The sequence below is a fragment of the Desulfosudis oleivorans Hxd3 genome, assembly GCF_000018405.1.
In the GTDB taxonomy this organism is placed as follows: domain Bacteria; phylum Desulfobacterota; class Desulfobacteria; order Desulfobacterales; family Desulfosudaceae; genus Desulfosudis; species Desulfosudis oleivorans.
Map to the genome: position 1 here is coordinate 3,704,339 of NC_009943.1, position 22,864 is coordinate 3,727,202.

The 22,864-nt window shown below is 53.7% G+C and carries 18 protein-coding genes; 1 reads left to right on the forward strand and 17 read right to left on the reverse strand.

The window, feature by feature from the left end; all coding sequences use genetic code 11:
• Nucleotides 1-20 precede the first annotated feature (20 nt).
• From DOLE_RS15910 to DOLE_RS15985, 17 genes are all read right to left on the reverse strand, one after another.
• Nucleotides 21-1,037: an IS5 family transposase gene (locus DOLE_RS15910; RefSeq protein ID WP_012175873.1), complete on the reverse strand. Its 1,017-nt coding sequence runs from the start codon at nt 1,035-1,037 to the stop codon at nt 21-23.
• Nucleotides 1,038-1,209: 172 nt separating this feature from the next.
• Nucleotides 1,210-3,585, reverse strand: coding sequence for a molybdopterin-containing oxidoreductase family protein (locus DOLE_RS15915; RefSeq protein WP_012176505.1), 2,376 nt, complete (start codon nt 3,583-3,585; stop codon nt 1,210-1,212).
• Nucleotides 3,586-3,626: 41 nt separating this feature from the next.
• On the reverse strand, nt 3,627-4,472 hold the full coding sequence (locus DOLE_RS15920; protein ID WP_012176506.1) for a nitroreductase family protein: 846 nt from the start codon (nt 4,470-4,472) through the stop codon (nt 3,627-3,629).
• Nucleotides 4,473-4,745: 273 nt separating this feature from the next.
• Nucleotides 4,746-5,321 carry a diheme cytochrome c gene (locus DOLE_RS15925; protein WP_012176507.1) on the reverse strand — a complete coding sequence of 192 codons (576 nt, stop codon included), beginning with the start codon at nt 5,319-5,321 and terminating at the stop codon, nt 4,746-4,748.
• A gap of 65 nt (nt 5,322-5,386) precedes the next feature.
• The gene (locus DOLE_RS15930; protein ID WP_012176508.1) at nt 5,387-5,989 is read right to left on the reverse strand and encodes a MarC family protein; all 603 of its coding nucleotides are present in this window, start codon (nt 5,987-5,989) and stop codon (nt 5,387-5,389) included.
• Nucleotides 5,990-6,007: 18 nt separating this feature from the next.
• Nucleotides 6,008-7,045 carry a hypothetical protein gene (locus DOLE_RS17680; RefSeq protein WP_012176509.1) on the reverse strand — a complete coding sequence of 346 codons (1,038 nt, stop codon included), beginning with the start codon at nt 7,043-7,045 and terminating at the stop codon, nt 6,008-6,010.
• On the reverse strand, nt 7,026-9,239 hold the full coding sequence (locus DOLE_RS15940; protein WP_012176510.1) for a DUF1156 domain-containing protein: 2,214 nt from the start codon (nt 9,237-9,239) through the stop codon (nt 7,026-7,028). The genes DOLE_RS17680 and DOLE_RS15940 overlap by 20 nt, the downstream gene beginning before the upstream one ends.
• A gap of 65 nt (nt 9,240-9,304) precedes the next feature.
• On the reverse strand, nt 9,305-9,874 hold the full coding sequence (locus DOLE_RS18345; protein WP_167320891.1) for a hypothetical protein: 570 nt from the start codon (nt 9,872-9,874) through the stop codon (nt 9,305-9,307).
• Nucleotides 9,861-11,057, reverse strand: coding sequence for an ImmA/IrrE family metallo-endopeptidase (locus DOLE_RS15945; protein ID WP_041280649.1), 1,197 nt, complete (start codon nt 11,055-11,057; stop codon nt 9,861-9,863). The genes DOLE_RS18345 and DOLE_RS15945 overlap by 14 nt, the downstream gene beginning before the upstream one ends.
• A 248-nt stretch (nt 11,058-11,305) precedes the next feature.
• Entirely contained in the window at nt 11,306-13,264 is a 1,959-nt protein-coding gene (locus DOLE_RS15950) for an ASKHA domain-containing protein (RefSeq protein WP_012176513.1), read from the reverse strand.
• Between the two features lie 207 nt (nt 13,265-13,471).
• The gene (locus tag DOLE_RS15955; RefSeq protein ID WP_012176514.1) at nt 13,472-14,635 is read right to left on the reverse strand and encodes a 3-hydroxyacyl-CoA dehydrogenase; all 1,164 of its coding nucleotides are present in this window, start codon (nt 14,633-14,635) and stop codon (nt 13,472-13,474) included.
• Nucleotides 14,636-14,719: 84 nt separating this feature from the next.
• Nucleotides 14,720-15,913 (reverse strand): acyl-CoA dehydrogenase family protein, encoded by a 1,194-nt coding sequence (locus tag DOLE_RS15960; RefSeq protein WP_012176515.1) that lies wholly within the window; start codon nt 15,911-15,913, stop codon nt 14,720-14,722.
• Between the two features lie 56 nt (nt 15,914-15,969).
• The gene (locus DOLE_RS15965; protein WP_012176516.1) at nt 15,970-17,064 is read right to left on the reverse strand and encodes an acyl-CoA dehydrogenase family protein; all 1,095 of its coding nucleotides are present in this window, start codon (nt 17,062-17,064) and stop codon (nt 15,970-15,972) included.
• 202 nt (nt 17,065-17,266) lie between these two features.
• Complete coding sequence (locus DOLE_RS15970) at nt 17,267-18,832, reverse strand: TRAP transporter substrate-binding protein (protein WP_232362717.1); 1,566 nt, start codon at nt 18,830-18,832, stop codon at nt 17,267-17,269.
• Nucleotides 18,833-19,110: 278 nt separating this feature from the next.
• Nucleotides 19,111-20,382 (reverse strand): START domain-containing protein, encoded by a 1,272-nt coding sequence (locus tag DOLE_RS15975; RefSeq protein WP_012176518.1) that lies wholly within the window; start codon nt 20,380-20,382, stop codon nt 19,111-19,113.
• A gap of 65 nt (nt 20,383-20,447) precedes the next feature.
• Nucleotides 20,448-20,918, reverse strand: coding sequence for a hypothetical protein (locus DOLE_RS15980; RefSeq protein WP_012176519.1), 471 nt, complete (start codon nt 20,916-20,918; stop codon nt 20,448-20,450).
• A gap of 394 nt (nt 20,919-21,312) precedes the next feature.
• Nucleotides 21,313-21,882 carry an SCP2 sterol-binding domain-containing protein gene (locus DOLE_RS15985; protein WP_012176520.1) on the reverse strand — a complete coding sequence of 190 codons (570 nt, stop codon included), beginning with the start codon at nt 21,880-21,882 and terminating at the stop codon, nt 21,313-21,315.
• A 234-nt stretch (nt 21,883-22,116) separates the two neighbouring features.
• Between DOLE_RS15985 and DOLE_RS17685 the strand changes: the two genes are divergently transcribed.
• Nucleotides 22,117-22,809 carry a TetR/AcrR family transcriptional regulator gene (locus DOLE_RS17685; RefSeq protein WP_167320892.1) on the forward strand — a complete coding sequence of 231 codons (693 nt, stop codon included), beginning with the start codon at nt 22,117-22,119 and terminating at the stop codon, nt 22,807-22,809.
• Nucleotides 22,810-22,864: the final 55 nt, after the last annotated feature.

Consider the following 22,864-nt stretch of genomic DNA (forward strand, 5'->3'; position numbering starts at 1 on the left):
CCACCCTCTTGGGACAGACCTTACCCCGTTGCCCCCAGTATACTGTATCGGTTTATGTTGTACGCCAGATTCCTCAATCCGATTTTGGCCCTGGCTCGAACAATTCCGATCGTCCGGAGAATCATTTCTCCGGCCATCATCGCCTGCACTCCAAAAACATGTTCGACTCGCGATCTCGTCTTTGCCCGTGTATGGTTGCCCCGTTGCTCCCGCTTCGTCAGCTTTCGGTGTCGACATCCCTTCCGCTGCAGATGCTCCCGAAAACCCTCTTCCTTGAGGCGCTTCACCGATTCCTCCGAACGATATGCCGAGTCCGCATACACATCACGACTGCTGTTGCTCTCATCAATTATCTGGTCAAACACCTGGCTGTCATGAACCGCCGCATCCGTAACCTCATAATCCCGAATCAGCTTGTGCTTAACGTCCACGCTTATATGGTTTTTGTATCCGTAGTAGTTCTGTCCGTTCTTCTTTGTCCACCGGGCATCCGTGTCTTTCTGACGTCTCTTGGCCTCTTTCCATTCCTCGGGAATATCTCCCCGTTTGATTCGCTCGTTTTCTTCCCGGCTGTTCCGTTGACGAGGGGCCGCTACAATACTGGCGTCAATAATCTGCCCTTTTTGCGCCAGAAAACCATTTTCCCGCAAACAGACGTCAAACTTCTCAAACAACGGTTTGATCAAACCAGCTTCGGTAATCTGCTCCCGAAACAACCAAATGGTCTTGGCGTCCGGCACCCGATCTCCAAGGCCCAAACCCAGAAAGCGCATGAACGATATCCGGTCCAGAATCTGAAACTCAATCCGGTCATCGGAAAGATTGTACAACGACTGAATAATGAGAATCTTGAACATCCGTATTACATCGTAGGGCCTTGCGCCGGCATTGCTTTTTCGCTCTTTATGACGAATTTTTTCCAGAGGCTGGCGGAACATCTCCCAATCCACCACTTGATTCAATTTAAGCAGTGGATCGCCGTTTCTGTCGAGTTTCTCAAATCTCTCATGCCAGTCAAAAAATCCGGTCTGCATCATCGCCATTTCTCCTCAATGCCCGTATTTACTGAGTTTGATGAGGATATTTATAACACACGATGATTTTAGAAACCATGATAAAATAATCAATTTTTAGAGAAACCCTGAAATATAGCCGGCTTTTTCTCCCAGATTTTGCTGTGCCTTTCAGGCAGGATTAGACAGAACATTATCAAAGAGATGAAAATATCGGCATTACCCTGCACTTCCTGGCGCCGCGCAGGTCGGGCAGGCCCTGTTCCGGGTCAAAAAACACCGGGTCATCGTTTAGCAGGACGCCGTCCGAGTAATCCCAGGCCCCGCAGAGTTCTGGGGTGCCCTGGGGCATTTCCGGCTTCCACCATCCGTGGCGGACCCCGACCAGGTCCTTTTGTATATCCTCGCTCAACTGTGCTTTCATTTTGATCCTGCCCCAGTCGGTTTCAACATATATCCAGTCACCTTCGTTAATCCCCTTTTCACGGGCCGTTTGGGTATGCAGCATGGCCCGTGGTTCCGGGTTGTGTTTACGCAGTTTTTTTACATGGCGCCCGGCAGAGATAAAATACCCATCTTCACGCAGGCCGACAAAAAGGCGAAGTGGATATTTTTCTTCGGCCGGGTTTTCGTCCGGGGGATAAATTTCGTTCCAGTAGGGAAGCGGGTCACAGCCAATGGATTCCATTACACTGGAATACAGCTCCACTTTGCCGCTGGGGGTGGCAAAGCCCCGTTTTTTGTGCGGGTAGGGAGACAGCACAAAATAATCCCTGAACAGGCGGGCCATACGCTTCATGCCGCGGTGTTCAAAAAACTCCCGGGTTTTCTGGTGTTGGCGCAACATGGAAGTCATGCCGTTTCTTAATAACGGCAAAAGGCCCATCCCGGCAAAAAGTTTCAGGGTAAGCTTCATTGCGCCGGCAGTAAGCGGGGGGGCGGGCGCTGTCAGCAACGGGAGATTTTTTGAAAGCGCCTCCCAGGTAAGCCCGGTCCCGGAGATCCGGTATTGGTAAAGTTCTTCCAGGTTTTTCCAGGGAAAATGCGCTTCCATGCCCATACGCACGGCCAGTTCATGCCAGAAATAATACACATCCCTGCACTCACCGGGCGGTTCAATGGCTTTCTCGACACTCAAATAGGTACTTATCCACTCCTGAAAATTGTACAGGACAGGCCGTTCCAGAAAACAGTCGCCCGGCAGCACGTAGTCGGCCAGCTGGGCGGTGGGTGTCATGAAGAGGTCGTTGACCACAAACAGGTCAAGATTTTTAACGGCCTCGAAAATGCCCTGCTGGTTGGAATAGCACATGAGGGTATTATTGGCGATGGAGAAGAAGGCCCTGACCGGATAGGGAACGCCTTCCCGCATGGCTTTGAATACAGCCGGCGGGTGGGCCATGTACATGCCTTTCATCAGGTTCCGGTAGGAATGGCCCCATACCTTTCGCCGGGGCTCGTTTAAGGCCTGCTGCCCCCAATAGGTCATGACCGGATAATCCTTTGCCCCCAGCTGCAGGTCTTTCTTCTCCTGGGGCAGCCGTTCGTGGAGTTCCAGTTCCGACTCGGATATGATCATCTCATTGGGGTCGACCATGACGTCCCCTCCGGGAACATTCAGGCTGTTGGTCAACGCCCGCAGGATACCCTGGCAGCGCAGGGCGGAAGTGCTGTTTACCTGCTGGTCGGTAGCACATGTCCAGGGAATAATGGCCGGTGTGTTGGTGGCATACATGATGGCGGCATCACGGATTTGACCCGCGGGAACGCCCGTGATTTGAGACACCCGATCCAGCGGGTATTGCCTTGCTCTTTGTTTGAGTTCATCAAACCCCACACACCATCGTGATACGAATTTCTTATTGTACAGCTCTTCTTCAATAATAACGTTGATCCAGCCCAGGGACATGGCCGCGTCCGTGCCTGCCCGTAACTGCAGGTGAATGTCGGCCATTTTAGCGCAATGACTCTTTCTCGGGTCCAGAACAATCAGCTTGGCGCCTCTGGCCCTGGCCGCTTTCAGACGATAGTATTCACCTGCCCAGGAATTCGGCCGGAGATTATGCCCGAAAAATACCATACATCGGGTCTGTTCATAATCCGGAAAAGGATAACCGCCGCAGGTCATGCTGTTGACGGCAGCTGTATTGCCCATGCAAAGGCTTACACCACTGATGTAATTCGGGCTTCCCAGAAGGTTCATGAACCGCCGGGTCATGCCGCTGCCCACCTGGGTGTTATGTTCCGAGGTGGAGCAGGCAAAGGCTTCCGGTCCGTGTTTATCAACCACCTGTCGGAGTTTTTCTGCGATTTCATCCATGGCCTGTTCCCAGCTGATGCGGGTCCACTGGCCGCCGCCCCTTTCTCCGGTTCGTTTTAAGGGATATAGCAGGCGATTTTCATTGTAATACCATTCAGAGGCCAGCACAGGTTTGCAGCAACGGACGTTGGGCATCATAAGCTGGTCCGCATACCCGCTCAGTTTTTCCAACCGCCCGTCCCTGACATGCGCTTCCAGGCTGCAGGCCTGATCACACATGCTGCAGACGACGTGTTTTTTTTCTAAAGGCATTGTTTCTTCCTTCCGACGTTCAGGCATTGTTGCCGTACTGCTCAATTTCCCTTCCAGCTCACCAGATATTCACATCTTTTGGGCAATGCCAAATCCGGTTCTTTTTCGATCCATTCACCCTCAAGCCCCACTTCTTCTGTAGTCAGCTCAAAATGGCACATTGCGATCCCCATATCAAGGCGCTGCATATCCACACTGCCGGCCAGCTTGTCGTATCCGGGGGAGCGTTGAAGAAAAAAATGAAAGACATTGCCTTGTTTCACGATTCGCCAGGGTTGCTGGTTGGTTGCCGAGGGTGCCAGCCTGACCATTTCCAGGGGTGTTTGATAGGCACCGGCTGCATCGGGTGTTAACTCTTCTTGCCAGCCTCCTTGAAAAAACAGTTCCTTCCAGGGCTTTCTTTTAGCAGAACCCGAACTCAGGCGGGCAATCCTGTCAGCCAGGGCACGGCGTTTTGCCGGATAACCCAACGGGCTGATGGCAGGTATCATTTCATCAGGTGCCAGGCCGATTTTTTCCGCCACCAGGCCCCTGGCAAATGTCAGCCCCATCCAGCAGGTGGCAAGATTCAGGTCGGTGGCACATAGGATTATTTTTTCAAAGATATACGCAAAGTCCTCCATATCCCGGTAGCCCGGTTTTATGGCCCCAACCAGAAAAACACCGGCGCCTTTTATTATACCGTAAGTCCCTGAAACGCGGCCTTTTCCCGGCAAAGCCATGTCAAGCAGTTTGACCCGGGGCATATTCCCCCATAGCGGTGATTCCAGGGTCTTGATAAATTCATCCAGTTTGTTTCTTTTTTCCGTTTCTACGGCCCGGTCCCCAAAACTGCGCCAGGAACAGCGGTTTCTGATAAGGTCTGTTGCCTTTGATTGATAATCCATCGGTTTCCTCAAAACAGGTTGTAAAGGAAATAGCCCTTGCCAGAAGTTCTCAAGAAGGGGGGAAAAAAGGGCACTTTGAATACATAGCGTAACCCATACTTAATATCTATGTATTGATCATATGTGAATATGATTTGACATTTTGTGAAAAAATTAAGGGTGCCTCTAAAAATGGGGGGTTGGTTCAAGGTCAAAGCACGGGATTTCTGAGACAACTCTGCTGTAACCGGTACCTGGTAATGAATAGATCCTTCCCCCCTCCTTATACCGGACTCAGCGGGGGATACGCACATCATCCTCATCATAAACGCCGCCGGCCGCTGTTGTGTGACAGGCCGCGCAGTTTGCAAAAGTTCCGACTGACGCCCGCTTAAAAACATCCGCCGGAATCCCGTGATGCTTTTTCTGAATATAAAAGACATCCGTAATCCGCATCGGAATCTGGCCTTCCAGGCTGTCCATGATTTTACCGGCGATTTTCGCCGAACTGGTTTCCGCGCTGTGTGACCTCAAGTATGCTACCACGGCCTGCCTGACATCCTCCTCCAGGGCCACCGCCTCGCCGAAATGATCATCCAGGCCGGACAAAATTTTTCCCCACGATGCCGCGGGCAGCAGTTCCGGCTGGTAGGCAAAATGGCAGGCCCCGCATGCCTCCAGGTAAACCGGGAAATCCACCGGTTTCAGCCCGTGCTCCCGGTGCTCGCCCTCCGCGTGCCGGTAATGAGACTCCGTCTTCTCCCGGTGCCCGTCTTCATGGTCATCGTCGGCCACGGCCCGATCACACGGAACACCCATCCATATCAGGATTATCACCAGCCCGATCACCGGTTTCAAAGTACCGCTCATGCGTATGCCCTTTGGCCGGGTTTTTTGTTGTTTATCCCGGTTTCAACGGAAAAAATCGCCCGTCCCTATGGATGCAGGCAGAGAAAGGCCTGAATGCCCGTCATGATCATCTGCGCGGACAGGGCGGCCAGCACCAGGCCGGTCAGACGGCTGAGAATGCCGATGCCCATGGCCCCCAGGCGGCGGTAAATAAATGACCCCATCAGCAGGACCACGGTAATGCAGGCCACGGCGGCAAGCAGGGCCATGCAGCCGGCCATTTTCTCCCTGACGCCTTCCAGTTCCGCGCCCATGACCATCAGAATGCCGATGGTGGCCGGCCCCACGATGATGGGCATGGCCAGGGGCACCACCGCCAGCTCGCTGCCGGAGGCAACACCGGCGTTTACCGGCTTTCCCTGAACCAGCCCCACCCCGGACAGAAACAGAAGCGCCCCGGCCCCGATCCGGAACGCGTCAAGGGTGATGCCGAACAGCGAAAAGATCTGCCGGCCCCCGAAAAACAGCAACAGGCACAGCACCGCAACAGCCAGGGACACGGTCAGGGCCACCCGGCGCCGGCGGGGTTCGTCGTATCCTTCCGTCAGGCTGAGAAACATGGAAAGCCCGAAAAACGGGGTGAACACGAAAAAGAGCTTGATCCAGAGACTTAAAAAAAGATGGGTCATGGGTCTGCTTTCGAGCTGTTATCCTTTTCTTGTTTGAAACGTCTTCAGCCGGGTGCTGTCCACAAGCCGATCCAGCGTTTTTGCGGTAAACACCTTGCCCCGGGTCGCCAGAATCATCTTTTTCATGTCTTCCCGCCGTACGCCGAATCCCCGGCCCCCGATACATGCAATCACTTCATATTTCGGATTGTTCAACGTCCGGCCGGCAAGACTCAATTCTCCCAGGTGCTGAATGCGGGTCACCTTGTCCCTGGCCGTGCCGTCGTCCTCGGTGATCTTGGCTTCTATGATAATCTGGGGATTAAATTCGCTTGGAACAATAAAATCCGGGGTCTGATCAAATCCCTCGATACGCTCAGCCCGCTTGGTCTTGCGAAAACTGATGCCGGCCTTTGTCAGCACATCTTCAATAGCAGACTCCAGGCTGTCTCCGATCAGATCACTGACCGAGTCCCGGTGTCCGGCAAAGGGCCTGCCGAGAAACCGTTCGTAAAGCAACATGGCATAAGGCGCCCCCATGTTCGCCATTCTTTGAAGGCTATTGATCCCCTGCCGGGTGTCGGCCTTGTCCAGGCGGTGTAACTGCTCTTCCCCCACTCGGGGAACGCTTTTTGACAACAACCGGCCTGCCGTCTGAAGCAGGGCCTCAAGCCGCTCCTTTGTGACGCCGGTTGCCTTCAGGGCTACCTGAGGCGCCATTCTCACTTTTCGATCCAGAGAGCGCACAAACCCCTGAGTGACCGCTACATCGGTTTTCTGCGTGGCCACGTACGCCCACTCCGGCGGGGTAAAACCGAGCATGGCTCGCAACACAACAATTACAATGGGTTCGGCAACCGCCAGCGAAAAAAGACGGGCTGTTTTGAATTGCGTAAAATTCTCAGTGGCCCCCTTCAGTGCTTCATATCCCTGCTCAAAAACCGGGTATTCCACAAAACCGGCGCCTTTGGGCATGATCAGAAACTCAGATTCCAGACAGGAAAAAACCGCATCCACATAGCTGTCCGTGTTCTGAAAAATCTCTTCCACAGAGGCTTCAAAAGGGTATTTCGGCATATTCGACTCCATATTCCGCGCTGGTTTCTGAAATCGCGAGCAAAGGAACTTCCCGCATGATTGCTTTTCTGTCGTGACCCATGTATTTTTTCACATCGGGCCAGCCGCCAAAATGTACGAACCAGCTTGCCACCTTTGCGATACGCAGGGCCGCAGGGGCATCTTGATTCCAATCGGTTCGCAACGACCACACAGCCAGCCGAATCAGGTGGCCATAAGTGATGCACCGGGTATCGCCGGGAGTGGGGTTCACTTTGCCGGCCCGCAGCAGAGCCAGATCCGCTTCAACGATTTTCGCGACCCCGCCGATTGAATCGGCCAGCCATTTGCGCTGCATGACGCCGGTGGCCCGACAGACAAACACCGTGTCGATGATGGAAGAGCCGGTTCCGTTGATATGAATAGAGGCCCCCATCTCCGCCGGGCAGGGCAGTGACGCCGAGCAGGTCAGACCTGCATCCAGCATGGCCACGGCCACGGGATAATATGCCTCAATGGTGTTGTGATGATAGGTGAACACCAGCGGGGCTCCCGGCTTTAAAGCCGTTGCCATTCGGCGGAACACTGCTGAAAGCCCCTCGGTGAAATGAGCCAGGTCCCGGCCCATGTCCAGGTTGCCGGTCAGCTCATGGGGGTTTCGGGTAGATACCGTATCAAAGGGCGCGGCCGTGGAGCCTGCCAGCCGGCGCAACCAGGTGTAACAGAAATCCATCAGTTCGGCATACTGCACATTGCCGAAATAGGGCGGGTCTGTAAGCACGGCATCCAATGTTCCGCCGGGCAAGGCGGCTGCGGCCGCGTCCCGGCAGGACAGATCGACCTTTCTTTCCGGTGGGCCGTCATGACCGTTTCTCCTGTCCCCGATCCATTCACCGGCAATGGGCACCACTTTTTTTGCCCGGCCCTGGTGACGAATCTCAAAGGGGTGGTCGCAATAGGCTTTGGCTTTTTTAAATTTTTCAATGATGTTGGCCCACCCTCCACTGCCAATACACATGCCGCGGCCCTGGGCACGAATACCCAGAAAATTGGACTCGCACTGGATCAGCCCCACGGGAAAGCCGTGTACCGAAAAAATGTCCAGCGATTTTAAGGCCCGTGTGTCATACCGGCACAGCATATTCTGATACCGCAGCAGGTCGGAAAGGTTGGTGGCCAAAGCGTTTCGAACCCGCTCTGCTTCGATGCCCGCAATAATGCGGGCCGACAGTTCCAGGCCCAGAAGCTGGCGGCTGTTGAACATCTGACGGTAAAACCGGTATCCCCACCGGTGCAGCCTGTCGGTTTCGTCGCCGCCCGGAATCGGATCCGTAGGCACATACCGGGGTCGCATTTTTTTCCATCGGGATTCAACTGTCCCCATCCCGGCCAGGTCCCGTGCATCCGGCTTTTTAAAAAACCGGCCCGCATGGGAAGGCTTGCAGGCCGGGCAGTGATACTCGATGGCAAACAGGCGGTGATCCGGCGGGCCTGCGGCTGCATCGGGGTAGGTGTTATCCACCCCGCAGGCCGGACACTTGCACCGGCTTCGCCCGGCAGGGCCGGCCATGGTCAACGCGGCGGAACAGGTGTCGCAATTCCCCGGCGAGGTCCGGCTCTTTGTTTCTGTCAGGTCCCCACACGCCGGGCACACAAACACATTTAAAGGATGACGAGCGTCGGCGGAAACAAGATAGCCGGGAAACAGGTCTACGGTTTTTCCGCATCCTTGACACGGAATGGTCTTGACCCAGAGGAAATATTTCACATGGGCATCATCGGAACCGCACACTTCGCACCGGGTCCGGTAAAACGGGCCGACCTCCTTTTCCAGGGTTTGACAAAGGACGGTCGCGGCCCGTTCATAAGCTTTCAGATCCAGGTGCTCGATCTCCTGCTTGACGATCCAGTAGGACATGGGGTTGATGTCAAACCCGGTCACATCACACCCCAGCCGGTTGGCCTCCAGCACCGGAATGCCGCCTCCCATGAAGGGGTCTGCCACGGTTTTGCCGTCCAGGTCGTTGGCCCTGTAAAACACATCCCGAAGCGGCGAATCGACAAACTCGGAGAGCAGAAGGCCCCGAAACAGGGTTCCCGGGCGCCGGGCAAACCACTTATGCACGGCAATAACAGGCCGGTAGTTCTGCTGAATCTGCTTCTCCCGCAGGGCCAGGTCGGCGATAAAGGATATGTCAAAACGTTTTTCGATCATAACTTAGTTACAAACTTCGGATGTTGTTTAGGATCCACTTGGCTTTCTTGATGAAGAGACTAACTCTATTTCTGTACTTGATGACAAATACAAACATCCTCTAAACCACAATGAGTGGAACAACAACTATTTGTATTATAATGAAAAAATGGGTCATCGCCATCATCCATAATCTTTATATTATAAGTGCCATCTTTTTGAATTGCCCCATCCACCCAACTATCCAGAAGCTTAATTGCCGCCTTAAAGCAACATCTTGGTATATTGTGCTCCTGGCACAAGGAAAGAAGCCCTTTATCGCATGTCCATATAGCAGATCCTTCTGTATAGTAACCCCAGATGAATATTTTCACATCGTTAGGATCTCGGCTGATACGTGCAAAGTTGATTGAATTTGTGTTTGATCCTCTTTGAAGTTGTAACGCTTTCTCGTCCAAAAGCATTTCATCCAAATCTTGACATTCGCAAGTATAAAAATTGCATGGGGCTTCATTATATTGGTTCATCTTAACCACACAACTAGCATTGGAGCATGGGCCAAAAAAGTCTATTAATCCGCAAGTTTTATCCACCTGCATCAGGCGGTTGATAAAACAGGCGTCTAAGAACACATATGTGTAGCTACCGCAGCTCAATTTGTAGTGTTTCCTCTATATATTTTAAAACATTTTCGGAATATAAAGCTGTGTCTTGCCTTATGCATTGGATTAATGTCTTTTGACTTTCCTTTAAAAAACCTTGAACAGCTTGCGCATTTCTACTCGGAGTAATATTTTCTAATATTTTTTTGATTTGCCTAAATGATATGACAGGGCTCCTTCTTATGTCTCGATCGATTTGTTCAATCCAATCGGGCTCTCTATTTTCTTCGTAATCCATTCTTCTAAATTGCTCTCCTGAGACTTGATACTCTTCTTCATCATCGTCATGCCTTGCTTCTTGATAGAAAAATTCTTGATTCGAGGTTAAGGTGTCAAATATCGAATTAGCAAGAACATCTTTTAAAGTCCTCCCTTCATCGACTGCGTTTTGACATGCCGCCAGATCTAGTTCTGGAAATTTTTTTGCTAGGTGGATTGATTCGTCATATGGGATCAGAAAGAATTGAGCAAATTTATAGGCAAAAAATTCTGGCAACAACTCTTCTGAAATATCTACATTCCAATGAAGGCTTGGTAAAAAAACATCCACAGGGATATCTCGATTACGATCAAACAGCATGTGACACACTTCATGGGCTAATGAGAAAATAAGTCTGTGCGGAGGGCGTTTATAAGTGTTTACGCAAATTGCTGCCTTGGGACCATGGCTAACAATAAAGGCATCAAAATCGGCCTCTATCGACTCCACGGGTATTACGGGTACTTGGTATTGCGTTAAAAAAACTTCAGGGGTGGGATATCGTTTGCGGAATTCAGAAACAAAGGCTCCCGCTTCCTGTATTACGTCATGTCGCCTATACCCGCTTCTGAGGTTCCGCGAAAATGAAGGGGCATTAATCTTGGGAAGTGAGTTTTCAATCAATAAAAACACATCTTCAACTTTAGACGTAAACACCTGTATATCATTCTTTAAATTCCTGAAGGCGAGATTGGTTTCTGGGTATTCTTTATCGAATAGCAACCTAACTGCATTAATGCCAAACGATTCAGATATTTTCACAATTTCATCAAACACGATCTCACGTTTACCTGCCAAATAACCACCAATTATATCTGATGGAACTTTGGCAAAACTACTTGCCCTAGAGAGAGTTAATCCTCTTCTCCTGAACTCAAAATTCAGACGTTTTGCGATTTCTTGGCGGATTATTTTCACTAATTCATCACCATCTATGTTAAGTTATCTATCGCATAGCCTATTGGTATGATTACGTTAACACAAAAGCCCGGATATTGCTTTTCCCCGGTATTCCCTAGCAGGCACCCCCAAAGAGACAGAGGCGTCCTCCGTCGCCAAGGTTATAGGAGACAAGTGGAGCTTTTCCTACATAATCTCAACTGCGCCTTGAATCATTGCAACAACACCGCCCAGGCAAAACACTTGTGTCACGCCAGATTCTCTTCTCACGCGGCAGCGCCACCTCTTCTGGCCTTCATGCGGTCGCGCAGTCTGGGAAACAGGTTAATGTCGGTATGGGGCAGAAACAGGGCTGCCATGTAGTGGTCCATGTAGGAGTTGGTTTCGGAAAGCTCGAAGTTGGTCATCTTCTGCACCACCTGGCCCACGTCCCTGCGAATGCGGTTGGTCAGGGCGCTCATGCGGGCACCCATCAGGGAGCCGTTGCCGATAAAGGTGACCTTTTCCGGCTCGATTTCCGGCAACAGGCCGATGGTCATGGCCTTTTCCAAATCGATGTAGCTGCCGAACCCGCCGGAGAGCACGATGCGCGAAATCTGATCAATACCCAGGCCGACCTCGTCGAGCAGGGTCTGGCTCCCGCTGTAGATGGCGCCCTTGGCCCGAATCAGGTTGTCGATGTCGATCTCGGTGAGCACGATGTCCCGGTCGATGCCGGTGCTCTCCTTCCACACCACCACGTATTCGTAGATATTGTCCTTATGACGAATGCGCGGATTGTCCAGGTCCTTGTTGATCTGGCCGCCGCTGTCGATGACACCGGCCTCAAAGAGCTGGGCCACCATGATGATAAGGCCCGACCCGCAGATGCCCACCGGCTTGGTGTTGCCGTGTGTAAGGAGCATGGGCTCCAGGGTTTCCGGGTCGATGGAAAAATCCTCGATGGCCCCTTTGGCGGCCCGCATGCCGAATGTGATGCCTCCGCCCTCAAAGGCCGGCCCCGCTGAACAGGCGGCGCACACCAGCCAGTCCCTGTTGCCGATGACGATCTCGGCGTTGGTGCCGATGTCGATGAAAAGGGTCAGCTCTTCGGAACGGTAAAGGCCGGACCCCATGACCCCGGCCACAATGTCGCCGCCCACGTAACTGGAGATCTGGGGGTAGACCAGGGCCGTGACATGCTCGCCCAGGGCCAGGTCGATATCCCGTGCCCGAATGGGCGGATAGAAGGTGGAGGCCGGCACATAGGGCGACCGCCGGATATGCCGGGGATTGACCTCCAGCAGCAGCTGGGTCATGGTGGTGTTGCCGGCCAGGGTGATGGTGGAGATATTTTCCGGATCCACGCCGGACTGTTTGATCACGGATTTAATGATCTTGTTGATGGTGCCGGTGACCAGGTCGTGGAGTTTTTTCAGCCCGCCGGGCTTTTCCGCGTGCACGATGCGGGTGATGATGTCCTCGCCAAAGCTGATCTGGGCGTTAAAGTCGCCTTCCCTGGCCAGAATCTCACCGGAGCCCAGGTCGATGAGCTCGCCGTAGACCGTTGTGGTGCCGATATCCACGGCAATGGCGTAGTTCATGGCCGTGGTATCGCCAGGCTGAATATTGATGACCTGGGTCTTGCCCCCGTCTTCCCGCACGGGCCGCACCAGGGTGACCGTGACCTTGAAGTCCTGCTCCCGGATCACATCGGGAATCAGACGGATAACAGGCAGCAGAAACTCCAGCCGGTGCTCGTCGTGTTTCAGGCGCAGCACATTGACCAGCCGGGTAACGTCCGGCACGTTTTCTCCGGCGTCCGGGGGAGGCAGCTCCAGGTACTTCTTTTCCACGGGCGGCACAAACAGGCCCTGGTCCTTGAGCTGCTCGAAATCCATCTGCATGATGCGGGCCGTCTTGCGCGGCACCCGCTGAATGTCCAGGGCGCTCTTGTCGGACATGGAAGACTCAACGGGAATGCGCACCGTCAGGTCTTCGACCACCTTTGACCGGCAGGCCAGCCGGACCCCGGCGTCAATATCTTCCTTGGCCAGTTTTTCCGAAAGCCCGCCTTCCACCGATCCCGACTCTATCACCACCCGGCACTTGCCGCACACGCCTTCGCCGCCGCAGGAGGCATTAATATGCACGCCCGCCTCCATGGCCGCCTTGATCAGGTTATCGCCTTCGGCTACCTCAACCACCCGCTCGTGGGGCAGAAACTTCACTTTATACGTATTCATCAGCACCTCATTTTGTTAATCATAAAGATTGTCCGTGGCTTTTTGCCATGCCGGGTTTTGCCATCCACGATACAACCGGAAAACACAATTTTCAAGCAAATGCGGGAACAGCGGAATGAGGCCCCGGCCATGTTCCGGAAAAAAAAGCGGGAAAGCATGACATGCACGCTTTCCCGCCGAAAAACATCCTTTTACCTTGATACCGGATTATTTTCCCATGGTCTTGAAAGAACCGTCCTGAATCTCGGGCTCAGGCTTGAAAATGTCCAGACCGTACTTGGCATGCAGCTTGTTGAGGGTATCGGTCAGCTGCTTGGGATCGGTGCCCGCGGCCAGGGTAAAGGGGCCGGCAAAAGCCCGCATGCCGTGGACCATGCCCTGGTCAATATCTTCCACTGACTCGGCAATGCCTTCCTTGTATACCCGCACCGCCTCGTTGACCTGGATGGCCAGGAACTCCATGGGGGTGATCTCGGTGGAGGTCTTGGAGGTGTCGATCTTGGCCTTGCCGCCCTCCCACTCGTAGATGCCCTTGCCGGTCTTCATGCCCAGGTCGCCCTTGTCCAGCAGGGCCTGAAGCGTCTTGCCCGGGGTAAAGTCCTTGGAAAGGGTCTCGGAGTAGTATTTCAGGGTGTGATAGAACACGTCGATGCCCACGTAGTCGGCCAGCTCAAAGGGGCCCATGGGCATGCCCATCTGCTTCATGATGGCGTCGATCTCGTCGGGCTTGATGGCACCTTCATCCAGAATGGCGCTGATCAGAGCCTGATTGGGCGCGCCGATGCGGTTGACGATAAAGCCGGGGGAGTCCTTGAGGACCTTGACCGGAATCTTGCCGATTTTCTTGGACAGTTCGCACAGCAGGTCCACGTTTTCCGCGGAGGTCTTCTCGCCGAAAATCACCTCCACCAGCTTCATCCGGTTGACCGGGTTGAAAAAGTGCATGCCCAGAAACCGCTCGGGCTTGGTCACCGCGGTGGCGATCTCGGTGATGCTCATGGTGGAGGTGTTGGAGGCCAGCAGGGCCTCGGCCGGGGCAGCGGACGACACATCGGCAAACACCTTCTTTTTCAGGTCCATGATCTCGGGCACGGCCTCGATCACCACCTGAACGTCAGCCACCGCCGCCTTGTTGTCCAGGGAGGTGGAGAGCTGGCCCATCATCCGGTCCTTGTCCTCGGCAGAGAGCTTGCCCTTGCCCACCAGAAAGTCCATGCTCTCTTTGACCTTCTTCATGCCGTTGTCAAGAAACTCCTGCTTCACATCCACCATCACGACTGTGTAGCCGGCCATGATACATACCTGGGCAATACCGTGGCCCATGGCGCCGGATCCGATAACCGCAATTTTTTTAATGTCTTCCAGCTTCATTGAAAATCCTCCTTGAAAAATTAGTCCTTATGTTGAAAGAGCTTACACGCAGTCTGTGTTGCTGTAGAAAAAAACAACATTTTTTTATTTAAGCTCTTTGCTGGACAAATTCAATATATTTCTTGCGATGATCAGGTGCTGAATCTGACCGGTGCCCTCGAAGATGTCGAGAATCTTGCTGTCACGCATCCACTTTTCCGCCAGATTCTCCCGGGAGTAGCCCAGCGGCCCCATCAATTCGCAGCATTTCTGGGTGATCAGGGTGCCGTATCGGCCGGCCTTTGCCTTGGACATGGAGGCCTCCAGGTTATTGAACTCCTCGTTGTCGGCCATCCAGGCGGCCCGCAGGGTCAGCAGGCGCATGGCATCCAGATGGGCCTCCATCCAATAGAAATCCTTTTCCACCGCGGACAGGTTGCCGGGGTTCTTGCTGTAGTCCAGATTATAGCCGGCCTCCTCCAGCTTTTCCCGGGTAAAGTCCACGGCCGCCTTTGCCACGCCGTTGGCCATGGCTGCCACCATGGGCCGGGTGTTGTCAAAGGTCTTCATGACGCCCTTGAAGCCTTCGGTCTTTTTCACCTCCGAACTGCCCAGCAGGTTCTCCTTGGGAATGCGGCAGTCTTTTAACACAAAAGTACCGGTATCAGAGGCCCGGATGCCCAGTTTGTGTTCCAGGTGCTCCAGCTTGAAGCCGGGGGTGCCCTTTTCCACCACAAACGACTTGATGCCCGCCTTGCCGGCCTCCTTGTCCACCGTGGCCCACACCACCACGGCATCGCACCGATCGGCGCAGGTGACAAATATCTTTTCGCCGTTTAACACCCACTCGTCCCCATCCAGCACCGCGGTGGTGCAGATCGAACCGGAGTCGGAACCCGATTCGGGTTCGGTGATGGCCATGGCGGCCCACTTGCCACCGAACTTCTCCAGCTGCTCTTCGGTGGCCACTGCGGAAATGGCCGCGTTGCCCAGGCCGGCATTGGGAATGGACAGCAGCAGGCCCACGTCGCCCCAGCACATCTCCTCAACCGTCACGATGGTGCCCAGGTTGGTGCCGGTGTCGCTGGCCACTTTTTCTTTTTTCTTGTCGGTATCACCGTCCTTTTTCTTCTTTTTCCCGCCCATCACGGACAGGCCCCTAAACACATCCAGCTCCTTTGGGTATTCATGCTCGGCTTCATCATATTTGCGTGCAATGGGTCGCAGCATGGACTTGGACAGGGTGTTCATGCTCATGCGGACTTTTTCCAGTTTTTCTGAGTATTCAAGATCTAACATGGGTCTCTCCTTACCTGTTAAAATCGATATCGTTTCATTGTTGAATGCCAGACACCCTAGATGGTGGCCATGGCCTCGAGATTGGAAAACCCTCTGGCGTTTCTGTAGTAACGCTCCACCGGGTATTCGCGGATGTATCCGTGTCCGCCCATGAGCTGAACACCGTAGTCGCACATCTTCATGGCCATTTCACCGGCATACATCTTTGCCAGGTAGGCTTCCCGTGTCGCGTTTTTGCCGGCCTCAAGGGCCGATGCGGCTTTCCACGCCATCAGACGAATGGAATCCACCTCGTAGGCCATCTCCGCCAGCATGAAGGCCACGGACTGGCGATATGCAATGGGTTGGCCGAACTGAACCCGTGTCTTGGCATATTCACGGGCAAACAGGTAGGAGGCGTTGGTCACACCCGCAGCCATGGCGGCCATACCGACCCGGGAGCGCTGAAGGAAAGCGTCAAAATCACACCCTTCCTCACCGCCCAGCCGGTCTTCGGCCGGCACTTCGCAGTTTTCAAAAACCACCCGGTTCATTTCAAGGGCATACATGCCCAGGGTCTTTTCCCGGTCTCCCATTTTGACGCCCGGATTTTTCGTATCCACGATAAACAACTGGCTTTTGCCGTCCAGGTTGGCCGCCACCAGCATGTGAGAGGCGTTGGCCCCCATGGGCACAAAACATTTTTCGCCGTTTAACACATAGGCACCGCCCTTCTTCTCGGCCGTTGTCTTCAGATCCACGGCGTCAAAACCAAACCGGGGTTCGTTTAACGCCATGGTGCAGGCGGCATATTCCTCTTTGCAGAACAGGGGCAGGTATTTTTTCTTCTGGTCCTCGGTGCCCATCTTGGCCACCGGCGTGATAAACAGGGAAGGAGCAGTGACCGCCACGGCAAAAGCCATATCGCCAAAAGCCAGCTCCTCCAGCACCAGGGCGGTCTCCAGGGGAGAGTCGGCCATGCCGTATCCGCCGTACTCCTCGGGCACCATGGAGATGGAAGCCCCCAGTCCCCATGCCTTGTCAATGGCGTCGGCCGGAATCTGGCCGCTTTCATCCATGTCGTGGGCGGTGTCGGCCACAATGTTTTTAACTAACTTCGCGACCTCCTTTTTGACCATCTGCTGCTGTTTTGACATCGAAAAATTAATCATGTGTCGCCTCCAGAGTCCTGTATGATTGAAGAAAGTTTCCGGATATCCCGGCATTCCGGGATATAAACCGGTCATTTCCGGTAAAAACTGACATGTCAGTTCATACTATTCACATGAACCTTCCTTGTCAACCTTTATTTGTTTTCTTTACCCTGTTTTTCGCAAGAACGAAAAACCGCTACAGCATATTAAAAATAGATAGTTACAAGCCGGCCCGGTACGCCTCAAGCGCCTTTTGCATGTCTGCCATCAATGACCGGGGATAGGCTTTATCCGCCAGCTTTTCATAAACCCGCGATGCCGCCTCGGCAATCGTCTTCTGGTCCTCCACGGAAAGCGGCACGGGCTTCATGCCGCACTTGACCTGAAACGCCTTCAGGCTCCTGGCCTCATAATCCCGCACCTCTTTTTTCCACTCCGGCTCCAGCCTGCTGACCTCGTAAATCAGCATTTCCTGGACATTGTAGGCCAGGGTCTCGGACACACCGAACTGCTTGCGAAGCTTTTCCTTGGTGGCTACGGAAACCACGATGGCGCCGGGGGAATACAGCAGCGGAGGGGTAAAATAGTAGTCAGCGTACTGGTAGGCCTGCATACCCAGCATCCAGGCGGCCGGCGCCAGGTTGGCATTGGCCAGGCCTGTACTCAGGGCCGCAATCGTCTCGGGCACCGCCACCGGCGTGGCGTCGATACCGAGCTCCTTGTAAAATGTGGTCTCCACTTCACCGAACCAGGTCAGCAGTTTCTGTTTTTTCAGGTCAGCCAGGCCGGCCACCGGGTTTTTGAAAAACATGTAGAAAAAACCGGTGTCGATCAGGGCGCCCAGGATATACCCCCGCTCCTCAAAAGACCGGTCGATCCTTTTTCTGAACTTTTCCATTATAAAGTCCACTTCATCGTAATTCCTGAAAAACCCGGGCAGCAGAAAGACGGCTGTTTCCGGAGAGGCCGCCAGAATGCCAAGGGCCGTGCACCCGCAGCCGCTGAGCTGGCCGATATCCATTTTCCGCAGGATGTCGGTGTCTTCACCCATAACCCCGCCGCCGTATACCTTGATGACGACCTTTTTATTGGAAAGCTTCGCGATCCGGGGCAGCAGCACCTTTTCTGGCATATTCATCCACGGTGTGCCGGGCGGTGCAAGGGTACCGATGGAAAGGACCATCTGGTCCCCGTCCTTGATCAGGGAGGACCCCATCCGCCAGGCCGCCTCCGTAACCTCCTCCCAGCTCATGTAAGGAGAAAGCAGGGCCTCCACCCGATCGGGCATCTCTTTTAAAATATACCGGGAGGTCCTGTGCTCGTTCAGGATCGGCAGCATCGCCGCCTCCACCATGGCGATACACTCCGGCTTGGTGATCAGGCCGGCTTCAAACATCTTCCTTACAACCAGCTGCTTTTTCACCAGGTCCGGACTGAAGGGCTGCCCGGTGAGCAGATCCTTGATGCTCTTGTTGATATGGGGGGATGCAATCCGCCAGCCCGCGGCCTTTACCTCTTCCCAGCTCATATAGGGAGAGAGCAGTGGCTCCACGCGCGCCGGCAGGGTTTTCAGGCTGTCGACCGATATCCGTTCATGGTAGGCATCCAGCATCGGCATCATCGATGTTTCCACCATGCCGATCAACTGGTCCTTTGTAACAGCGCCGGCTTCAAAAGATTTTCTTAAGGCCAGCTGTTTTGTCTCCAGGCCCGGGCCAAAGGGCTGCCCGGTGAGCAGGGCCTCAATGCTCTCATCCAGTATGGTCTGCATTTGTGCCCTGGTCATGTTCGCCGCCCGAACGTTGGAAGCGGCGCAGGATAAAAAAATCGCGAGACACACGCATGCCACGCGATGTCCGATGTGCCGATGTGTGATGATGAACATATCCTGCTCCCTGTTTTTTATGAAACGTACCTGTTCCGACTGTTATCAACCGCAAAAAAGTCCTGCTGTCAAAATCGATTCTCCGGTGTTCCGATCCCGATTTTGATTTGGATCTGGATAAAAAGTGCGTTACCCGTTTAATCACGCCCCAAACAGTGCCGCCTAACAATACGGGAAGGCTATGATGAATAGCTTTTTACCCGCTCGGCGATAAGATTCTCAAACTCTTTGGAGGTTTTAAAGGCCCCCAGTTCCTCGGCCAGGCGGTCCCGGAGAACACTGTCTTCCCACAGTTTCCGGCGTAAAAACGGATCCGTCAGAATCCGGTCTGCCAACTGCCGGTCTTCAATAAAAGATCTTACCGCAACAGGAGAGGTGGCCACTTTTTCAAACACCACCTCGGCCAGCGGACTTTCCCTTTCAAGCAGCCCGTGGACCAGCCTTTTTTCCTTTGCGATCTCATCCACCAGCCACCGCTCCTCCATCAGCTTTTCCATGGAAAAAAAGGTGTCAAACGGCTTGTCCGACAGGTAAGCGACAACGGCGTCCACCTCCTGCCGCTGGATGCCGGCAAGCCCCCTGGCCCCCACCACGTTCAACAGGTCCATCATGCCCTGGCGAATGCTTTCAAAGTCGGATCGGGTAGCATACACATTATCCACGATTTGCCGGGTGGTGGTCATTTCGAACAGCATGTCCAGCAGCACCGGGTCGATGATGTATTCACCTACCCGCTTTTTTAAAATGTTTGACACCAGCTTTTTGTCGTCCAGCATGCGTTCAATCATCGCGTATTCCGGCGATGCCAGACCGGCCCGAATGTATTTTTTCTTTTTCACCATCTCCCGAAGCCCGGCAATATTGATGGCCGGATAGTGCTTGATCTGAAACTCGTTGGCCAGGCCCACCGGCACGTTTCCCCCGGGATCGGAGCGGTACTGGTAGGTGACCCGGGTCTTGTCTCTGCCGAAATATTCAAAATAGTACTGGCCCTCCAGGTCGGTAAGCCGCAAACAGCAGGACTGTTCGGGAAAATCAAAATTTCTGGCCAGCCTGAAGGTGAGCTGGGCCGTCCCGTTTTCAAAATTGTAAATGGACTGATTCTCCACCACCATGTCCCTGTCCTTGTAGGGAAACGGCGCGCTGATTACGGTGTTGATGATGTATGTGTTTCGGTCAATGGTTTTGAGGATGGTGGCTTTTTTGCAGTTGGCCATCCATTCCGGATAGGCCGGAATATCCCGAAACACCTCGCCGATGATCTCGATCTTGGCATCCACAAAGCCCACGCCCTTGAATGTGCACACCTCGGTTCGCGGGTGGGTCATTCGATAGGTGTCGACACCGTCAGCCGACCCAATAAGCTGCCACTGGCCGTCGGTGGCGCCGGCAAAGGAAGCCGCCGCGAATAAGCCACATACAACGACCACGGCCCTGAGAATCAACCGCATAAAGCCTCCCTGAAAAGTTTTTCGAATTGAAGCAAATTTCAAACAACCCATTAAAATAAAAGGCCCTATTTTTCAGTATGGACCGCTTTCTTTTTCTTCGGCCGGAACACCCGGTTGAGCCGGTTGACGGTCTCCATGAACCAGGCAATGGACTTGGCATCCCCTTCCAGCAGCAGCACGCCGTTGACCACGGCACGATAAAGGGCCTTGGGCTTTCCCATCAGCATGTCCATCATGGCCCTGCCCCCGGCCTGGTTGTCTTTCCAGATCAGGCCGAAGTCCCTTGGTATGGGACGCCGGCCGGAGCGCAGCCTGCCGTTGGCACACTGAAAATAGCGGGCCGTGTCGTCCTCTTTGGATGCCATGATAAATACAAAATCGGTTTCGGCCAGCCGGGCGGAAAACTCCCTGTTGATCATGCCGGCCACCCGCATCACCCAGGCAAAGCCGTACATCAGCAGGGCCAGCCGAACCCGGTAAAACCATTTTCTGATAATGCCCATGGACCACTCCTGGTTGTTGTCGATTGCCGTCATCCAGATGATCGCCCGAATAAAAGGGCGGGCTGAGTCCGATCAACCATATCCGGACCCAGCCCCTAACGCCAGTACTTTTTCATCCCGGCGCCGCCCGCTTGAAGGGGAGACTGCTCTTTTACAACATATGGTTGCCGGCGACGGCCCCCGGCAAAACGCCCTGTTATTGATTCGCCGGCCGGCCATCGCCGGAAAACCGCTTCTTCAAACTATCTAGTGTCCACCCATCTGTTGTGAGGACACGCAAAATGTTTCCAATTCAGTCCCGCCATGGCGGGATTTCGCAAGGTCAAGGAAAACAAGGGATTCAGCGGAGGCGTACTGTTGTACGCCGCACAAGGAAGCCCGCAGTTTGACGCAGAGATTGCGGAAAAAGGCCATTTATGGATGGAAACTATGTAAAAAGCGGTTGCAGCATCATAGCAAAGGCCATCTCGCCGTCGATCTCCATGCGGCCGCTCATGAAAAGTTGAATGGGATTTTCCTCGCCCCGGTTGATCCGGTTGGCGTCCTCCATGGAGAGGCGCAGGCCCACCTTTGGGGTCTGGGCGCCGTTAAAGGTGACCGAAATATCGGAAACCGTGCCGTCCGGGTTTTTGATCGCAAACACGCTGGTGCCTTTCAGCCCGGTCAGAACATCATATTTTTTCCGGGTGAGCTGGCTCTGCATGCCGAGCAGCATGTCAATGTTCTTCATGTCCGCCATTTTTGCAATGGTTTCAAGCGAAAGGGCGATGTGGACCCTGGGATTGTCAATGGGCCCTTCCTGCACGGTAAAGTCCACGCCGTCCTTGATGACAAAACCGTACACGGCCCCTGAAATATCCACGTTCAGGGTCAGTTCCGTGCCTTTCAACTCCTCCTGTGCCCCCCGCATTTGGACATACTCCGCGGCCAGCTTGGGTATAAATTCGGTTAACAGCTCCCTGACATTGACGGTAATGGTAAAGGTCTGATCTGACATAATGGCTCTGCTCCTTTAATAAATGGTTCCTGGCATTGGGCCGATGCATCAGCGGTTCTGTTTTTGGCCAAAACGTTTTGTACAGTTGTATAATAACTCTCCGTCGCGGGATGTCAAGGGGTTTTTTGTACATACGTATATTTATTTTTTACCCTCAACCATTATCAGGTATTTCCCATATTTATAACATCACAACAGTTGACAACCGGCACGGGCTGGCCTATGATCCGTCTCATGAAACCCAAAAAAGCCAGCACGCCGCGACCAACGGCAAAACGGCCGGGGCGCCTTCCGGAGTCAACACCCAAAAGCGATGCCACCCGTGAGATGATTGTTGCCGCGGCCCGCAAGGTATTTGTCCGGTACCCCTACCACAAGGCCAGCATCCGAACCATTGCCGCCGAGGGAGGGTTTCATTTCTCCCTGATCAACCACTACTTTACCAAGTCCGAACTGTTCGGCGCCGTGGTGGCCCAGGTGAGTCAGGAAATGCTGGACAATTTCACCTCGTGGCTCAAGGGCATCTCGGTCATGTCGCCGGAGGATGGCTTTTCCCTGTTTCTCGACCGGGCCCTGGACCATTTTTTCAAACACCCGGACGTGCTGCGCATTCTGATGAAAAACGCGGGAGAGGCCGATTCGGAAGAGACAACACGGGCCTTTGACCATTTTACAAAGTATGTGTTTACCGGCGGTGGTATTCTTATCAATGAACTGCGCATGGCAAAAAGCGTGGACAACATCGTGGTGTGGTTCTACGGGGTGCTCAACCTGCTGATCAACTTTGTGGGCGCGGCCCACTACCACTGCCAGGTGCTCAACATGGACCCCAACGGCCCGGATTTTCGCAAGTGGGTAAAAAACTGCCTGATGTACCTGTTCACCCCCACCTTAAAAGAGCTCTTTCCGGCAGGACAATCCGCCTGATCATAAAACGACAAGCCTCTCCATGAAAAAAACCGGCAACCAGCACACGAGGTAA

What these genes read in the sequence shown, in the direction of transcription:
- DOLE_RS15910 (WP_012175873.1), bottom strand. Translation starts at nt 1,037, where the DNA reads ATGATGCAGACCGGATTTTTTGACTGGCATGAGAGATTTGAGAAACTC.
- DOLE_RS15915 (WP_012176505.1), bottom strand. Translation starts at nt 3,585, where the DNA reads ATGCCTTTAGAAAAAAAACACGTCGTCTGCAGCATGTGTGATCAGGCC.
- DOLE_RS15920 (WP_012176506.1), bottom strand. Translation starts at nt 4,472, where the DNA reads ATGGATTATCAATCAAAGGCAACAGACCTTATCAGAAACCGCTGTTCC.
- DOLE_RS15925 (WP_012176507.1), bottom strand. Translation starts at nt 5,321, where the DNA reads ATGAGCGGTACTTTGAAACCGGTGATCGGGCTGGTGATAATCCTGATA.
- DOLE_RS15930 (WP_012176508.1), bottom strand. Translation starts at nt 5,989, where the DNA reads ATGACCCATCTTTTTTTAAGTCTCTGGATCAAGCTCTTTTTCGTGTTC.
- DOLE_RS17680 (WP_012176509.1), bottom strand. Translation starts at nt 7,045, where the DNA reads ATGCCGAAATACCCTTTTGAAGCCTCTGTGGAAGAGATTTTTCAGAAC.
- DOLE_RS15940 (WP_012176510.1), bottom strand. Translation starts at nt 9,239, where the DNA reads ATGATCGAAAAACGTTTTGACATATCCTTTATCGCCGACCTGGCCCTG.
- DOLE_RS15950 (WP_012176513.1), bottom strand. Translation starts at nt 13,264, where the DNA reads ATGAATACGTATAAAGTGAAGTTTCTGCCCCACGAGCGGGTGGTTGAG.
- DOLE_RS15955 (WP_012176514.1), bottom strand. Translation starts at nt 14,635, where the DNA reads ATGAAGCTGGAAGACATTAAAAAAATTGCGGTTATCGGATCCGGCGCC.
- DOLE_RS15960 (WP_012176515.1), bottom strand. Translation starts at nt 15,913, where the DNA reads ATGTTAGATCTTGAATACTCAGAAAAACTGGAAAAAGTCCGCATGAGC.
- DOLE_RS15965 (WP_012176516.1), bottom strand. Translation starts at nt 17,064, where the DNA reads ATGATTAATTTTTCGATGTCAAAACAGCAGCAGATGGTCAAAAAGGAG.
- DOLE_RS15970 (WP_232362717.1), bottom strand. Translation starts at nt 18,832, where the DNA reads ATGACCAGGGCACAAATGCAGACCATACTGGATGAGAGCATTGAGGCC.
- DOLE_RS15975 (WP_012176518.1), bottom strand. Translation starts at nt 20,382, where the DNA reads ATGCGGTTGATTCTCAGGGCCGTGGTCGTTGTATGTGGCTTATTCGCG.
- DOLE_RS15980 (WP_012176519.1), bottom strand. Translation starts at nt 20,918, where the DNA reads ATGACGGCAATCGACAACAACCAGGAGTGGTCCATGGGCATTATCAGA.
- DOLE_RS15985 (WP_012176520.1), bottom strand. Translation starts at nt 21,882, where the DNA reads ATGTCAGATCAGACCTTTACCATTACCGTCAATGTCAGGGAGCTGTTA.
- DOLE_RS17685 (WP_167320892.1), top strand. Translation starts at nt 22,117, where the DNA reads ATGAAACCCAAAAAAGCCAGCACGCCGCGACCAACGGCAAAACGGCCG.